Genomic DNA, 5,552 nt, shown 5'->3' on the forward strand with positions numbered 1-5,552 from the left:
GAACTGGGTGTTGCGCGATGCGGTTTGACGCAGATTTTGCATGTCGAATTCCTCGTAAGCAGATTCCTATCAGCAGTTAATTCCTGCTGGAAAGTTGCAGAATACGAGGTTTAAGCTCGACCGCTTGTAACGAATTGTAACAAAAAATAGCAAACAAGCAATCGTGAAAAGGCGTTAATTGCTATTACTTTTAGTATTTTTTGCTAGAGCTGAGGGAAATTTACTGATGAGTTTTTCTAGCATTGACTGCAAGAAATGTTGGACTGAGTCCAGATTTTTTACCGCTTTTCCCTATGGAATGTAATTCTTGGTGAAAAAAATGGCCGTAGAGACAAAATAACAATAGCCGTGGCCGTCCGGGAAAGGTTGCATTCGCGGTTTTGGCTGAAATTACCCCAAAAAAATTTTCTGAAATCAAGCCACTGTTGCGTATAAGCCGCATTTTTTTTGGTGAAAAATTGTGTCGCTGTTCAGCACACATCGAGAATTTACAGAAAAAGTTCAGTCGTGGAAACTTTTTTTAGCAAAACCGTTGTTTTCGCGGTAATTACGAGCAACTCATTCTGGAATTGGACGTCCGACGTCGTGTTTGCGGTGGTGACCGGTCATCGACTCTTGGTCAATATGGACGTGCCGTGCGGCGCGGTCCAGCGTGGTACCGGGTTGAGAGTCGGTTACCGGGACAATACGACTGCAGGCCCGCAAACATGGCCATCTTCTTTCGTCCCAGAAAATGTCGCTTGTGACAATGCATGCATTTTTGGCGGACGACGGCGAGCTATGATGGTATTGGCAAATTCGCCAGCCCCAAGAGAATCCATATGCGTCACACCTTCACACAATGGGTCCTGATGGTCTTGATCCTCACCGCTGGGCTGTGGCAGGCGGCACAGGCGGCATCGCCGTTCGCGCGGGAAGTGCCAACCACCTATGCCAGGTTTGAAAAGGGGGCGGGCAGCTTGACCCTGGTCGTGGCGGAACTGGTCTCCACCGATTACCTGAAGGGCTACGATTGCCCCAAACCGAAGACCAACGCCGATGGCAGCGTCACCGAGGTGGTGCTCTGCCTGAACCCGCCGCCATTCTGGTTCAAGGCGCGCGTACTGCAGCACGTGGCCGGCGCGGAAATCGGCGACGAGTTTTACGCGGTGACGGGCAGCCATTGGGGCGCGATGAAAGTTGGCGCCGCCGAACCCGCCAAGCTGATGCTGCTCAATTCGAATGGCACGGCGTTGGAAATGGTGCGCTATGCGTACTGGCCCGTTGCCAAAAGCCGGGACGGACAATATCACCTGGCCGTCCAAAGTGGCGCGATTCCCTGGCTGCCTTGCTGGACTGCTTCCCTGATGCAGGAAATCGACGATCGCGAATTCGCCGTCGACCTGGCGATCACCCGCGAGGAGTACGACAGCCGTTGGGCGGAAGAATCTGCAGACTACTACCGCGTCACCGCGGACAGCGTGCGACCGCGTTACGCGATCCCTGTCGCGCGCTTGCAGCAGGGCTTCAAGGATGTGCCGCTGGCGGCTGCCGATTTTTCCTGCAGGCGTCCAATTCCGGCACCTTGACGGCGTAAACGGAAAATGCCGCTCAGGCTGGACTGAACGGCATGCGCGCGGAACGCGGCCTGTTTGGTGACGGCGGGAGGAACCCGGCGATCACGCTGACGTTACTTGGCCGTGTTCGAGTAGCTGCACGACTTGACCTGGCGGTAGGCCGGATCGCCGCCGAACGCGGCATTCGTGCAGGCAATCGAACCGGTGACGGTCTTGGTGGCGTACGCACCGTTGGCGCCATAACGGACCTGGCGCGTGCCCGTGAACGAGCAGGTACCGCCTTCGGCCGCGCACGACGTCCAGCCCGAATCGGCCGCAGCCGGTGCCGCCGTCACGGTGCTGGCCGTCGTGGTGACGGTATTGCTCGAGTAGCTGCAGGTCTTCAGCAGGCCGTGCGCCGGATCGCCGAACGCGGTATTCGAGCAGACGACGGAACCGGTGAAGATTTTCGTCGCATACGAACCGTTGGCGCCGTAGCGCACTTCGCGGGTGCCGCTGAACGTGCAGGTACCGCCTTCGCCGGCACAGGCGATCCACGTCGGCGTGCTCGAGGTCGGGGTCGAGGTCGGCGCGGCCGAGGTTGCGCTGGAGTAGCTGCAGGTCTTGGCGACACCGCGGTTCGGATCGCCGAACACGGCCGTCGTGCACGGGGTCGAGCCGGTGATCACTTTCGACGTATAGATACCGTTCGCGCCGAAGCGGACTTCACGGGTACCGCTGAACGTGCAGGTACCGCCTTCGCTGGCGCAGGTCGTCCAGGTGACGGCCGCCGCGCTCGCATCCGCGCCCGTCGCCTCGTATGCGCCGATGTCGAGCACACCGACGACCGGGCGCGCTTCGCCCGAGGCGGTCGCTTTATATTGCGCGACCGGCGCCAGCGACACGCCCTTGGCGGACGTGCCCGGATCCGTACCGGCATTGATCACCAGGGCGCTGGCGGTCGGATGCAGGTCCCAGGCGGCACGATTGACGAAGCCCGGCGCCACGGCACGGTAGTTCGTCTTCTGGATGGCGCTGACTTGCGTCGTGAGGATGCCGATGCCACCGAAGATATTGTTCTGGATTAGGGCCGGAGTCGTGACCTTGCCGCTGACGAACAGGAACGTGCCGTCGCCGTAGTCGTTCAGGAACGTATTGTTGACGACGTACAGGTCGTCGCCGATATTGGTCGCGCCTTCCTCGCCATAGGCCACCATGGTCGGGTTCTGGTTGGCGGCCGGCTGTTCGATGATGTTGCCGATSAYGTARGACGTMCCGGCGTTCGGCAGGTCGATCTCGTAMGACGGYTKGCCGGCGGCGGTGCTGCYCGTCTGGCCCGSSGCCRKGCTCGAGAAGCGGCTGTACGCGATCATGTTGGTGTYSGCGCGCGAYTTCAGGTTGTGGCCGAYGTTSGCRTCGTGCGAGWAGCTGTAGCGGAASGTCAGGCTCTTCACGTGGCCGATGTACAGGTTGTGCGWCTGGCCKTCGCCRSSGCCRTTGTGGCCGAATTCGCTGTACTCGATCAGGATGTCRCTGTTCGTGTTGGCGTTGGCSAGGATACCGTTYTSGTTRTCGTGRATGAACGARTTRCGCAGCGTGAAATTCGTACCCTGCAGGCGGAAGGCGGCACCGTTCCCGTCCATGACCTTGGCGCCATACATCTCGACGTTGTCGACGACGAKGTTGTTGCCGTYGACRACCCAGRTRCCYTTGYCKGCGGCGTTCWTGCCGGCSGCRTCGATCTTCGGRCGGCCGTTGACGCCGCGGATGGTCAGGTTATTGCGGTAGATACTGCAGACGTCGCCGCTRTASGTGGTGYYGCCGGTGATTTCGATGACGTCGCCATCCTTGGCCACGGCAATGGCCGCGCASGGYTTSGCATARGTCTTGCCCGGGCCGACCGACAGMGTGGCCGCRGARGCGCTGGTMACACCTGCGAAYGCCACCAGRAGGGCGGCAACCAGGCGCGGAGAGTGGGTACGCAAAGTGTGCATGAAAGTCCTCGTAAAGTTTCCGTGTGGGAAGTAGTTCCCTTGGGCAAGACGAAGAATACGAGGTTTCCGGACTGCACTTTGTAACGGCATGTAACAGAGCTTGTTCAATTAAAAAGATCTGGAACAAGAGGATTGACGTAGTGTTCAGGATTCTCCATAACGAAAATTTCACGTTCGTGACTTTTTAAAAATTTCGTTCAGGCCTATTACGTTTGTGTTTCCTCAACACAACTTTAATTCTCCCTATGAAGCGAGGACTTTTATGACAGAAAGTCAATCATGAGATTTAGGTAAGAGGCCGTAGCGTTTATGCATGTTTTTGCTGGCGTCAGTTTTTTGACGAAGATCAGCAGAAAAATTAGCTTGCGAGCGCGAAATGTTGCGTACGGGCGTCACTAACGCAGGAGGAGGGGAGCGGAAGAAATAGAAGGCGCCACGGCGGCGCTCACCGCCGTGTGCCTGAGATTGCTAAACGTGTCTCAGCGGCCGCCAGAGGCCGGCGCGCGAACCTTGTATGCGGCCGCTTTTTCCTCGACGCCGGCCGACCAGGGATCCGTCGCCGGACCTGCCTTCAGGACCGTCTCGTTGACGAGGGGCCGCTGCGAGAAACCGGCGCGGTCGATGAAGCCCGGTTTCTCCATGCGATGATTGTCTTTTTGGGTGGCACTGGCCTGGCTGGTGAGCGTACCGGGGCCGCCAAAAACATTGTTTTGAATCAGGGCCGGTGTCGACACCTTGCCGCTGACGAATACGAACATGCCGCTCGTAAAATCGTTCAGGAAGGTGTTATTGATGACATATAAATCCTGGCCCGGATTCGTCGCGCCTTCTTCGCCGTAGGCCAGCAGGGTCGTGTTGTCGTTGATGGCCGGCTGTTCGATCACGTTGCCGATGACGTAGGACGTGCCGGCGCTCGGCAGGTCGATCTCGTACGAGGGTTTCCCGCTGGCCGTGCTGCCGGTTTTGCCGGGTGGCGTGCTCGAGAAGCGGTTGTACGCGATCATGTTGAACATCGCACGCGACTTGAGGTTATGGCCGATGACCGCGTCGTGAGAATAGTTGTAGCGGAACGTCAGGCTTTTGGCATTGCCGATGTAGAGGTTGTGCGTCTGGCCGTCGCCATGGCCGTTGTGACCGAACTCGCTGTGCTCGATCACGATATTGCTGTTGCGGTTGACGCCGCTCAGGATGCCGTTTTCGTTATCGTGCAGGAACGCCTGGCGCAGCGTGAAATTCGTGCCTTCCAGGCGCAGCGCCGCGCCATTCCCGTCCCGGACTTTGGCGTTCAGCATCTCGACGTTCTCGACCGTGATGTTGTTGCCGGTGACGACCCAGATACCCTTCCCGCCGAAATCGCGCCCGGCGGCGTCGATGATCGGGCGCCCCTGCACGCCGCGGATGGTCAGGTTGTTGCGCGCGATGGCGCAGACGTCGCCGCTGTAGGTCCAGTCGCCGACGATCTCGATGGTGTCGCCATCCCTGGCGGCGACAAAGGCGGCGCAGGGTGACACATAGGTCTTGCCCGGTCCCACCGACAAGGTGGCGGCGCCCGCCTGGCCGACCGCGGCCAGCAGCACCGATGCGAGGGGCAGGCCGGCTGCCAACAAGACCGGCTTGCGCATGACAGGGGTGGTCAACATCACGGAGACGGTTCGTTCGGCTTATTTCGCCGCCGCGACCATGTAGTCCACGGCCGCTTTCACATCGGCATCGGGTGCCGTGGAGCCGCCCTTCGGCGGCATCATGCCGGCCTTGCCCTGGAAGCCTTTGATGGCATGCTCGTACAGCGTATTGGTGCCCTGGGCGATACGTGGCGCCCACGCGGCCTTGTCGCCGAACTTGGGCGCGCCCGCGATGCCGGCGGTGTGGCAGGCCGTGCAGGCCGAATTGAACAAGGCCTTGCCGGCGTCGTTATTGCCGGCCACGGCCGGCGTCGCGATGGCGCCTGCGACGGGCGGCGTGCCCGGCGTCGCTGCCGGGGTGGCCGGCGCCGGTGCGGCGGCCGTTGCCGGTGCTGCCGCGC

At 59.9% G+C, this 5,552-nt stretch carries 4 protein-coding genes; 1 reads left to right on the forward strand and 3 read right to left on the reverse strand.

Annotated elements, in window-relative coordinates; all coding sequences use genetic code 11:
- The first annotated feature begins 821 nt into the window (after positions 1-821).
- The gene (locus AC1DYX_RS26925) at positions 822-1,568 is read left to right on the forward strand and encodes a hypothetical protein (RefSeq protein WP_477264593.1); all 747 of its coding nucleotides are present in this window, start codon (positions 822-824) and stop codon (positions 1,566-1,568) included.
- A 101-nt stretch (positions 1,569-1,669) separates the two neighbouring features.
- Here the strand turns inward: AC1DYX_RS26925 and AC1DYX_RS26930 are convergent, their stop codons facing one another.
- The 3 genes from AC1DYX_RS26930 to AC1DYX_RS26940 all read right to left on the reverse strand — a co-directional run.
- Positions 1,670-2,908 carry a hypothetical protein gene (locus AC1DYX_RS26930; RefSeq protein ID WP_477264595.1) on the reverse strand — a complete coding sequence of 413 codons (1,239 nt, stop codon included), beginning with the start codon at positions 2,906-2,908 and terminating at the stop codon, positions 1,670-1,672.
- A 1,100-nt stretch (positions 2,909-4,008) separates the two neighbouring features.
- Positions 4,009-5,169, reverse strand: coding sequence for a right-handed parallel beta-helix repeat-containing protein (locus tag AC1DYX_RS26935; RefSeq protein WP_477264599.1), 1,161 nt, complete (start codon positions 5,167-5,169; stop codon positions 4,009-4,011).
- A 21-nt stretch (positions 5,170-5,190) separates the two neighbouring features.
- Positions 5,191-5,552: c-type cytochrome (locus tag AC1DYX_RS26940; RefSeq protein ID WP_477264597.1), on the reverse strand; the 362-nt coding region annotated here is incomplete at its 5' end.

The sequence above is a fragment of the Massilia sp. P2_C2 genome (assembly GCF_056404615.1).

Bases quoted from the DNA above. Each gene is read 5' to 3' on its own strand.
- AC1DYX_RS26935 (WP_477264599.1), bottom strand. From the start codon at position 5,169: ATGTTGACCACCCCTGTCATGCGCAAGCCGGTCTTGTTGGCAGCCGGC.
- AC1DYX_RS26925 (WP_477264593.1), top strand. From the start codon at position 822: ATGCGTCACACCTTCACACAATGGGTCCTGATGGTCTTGATCCTCACC.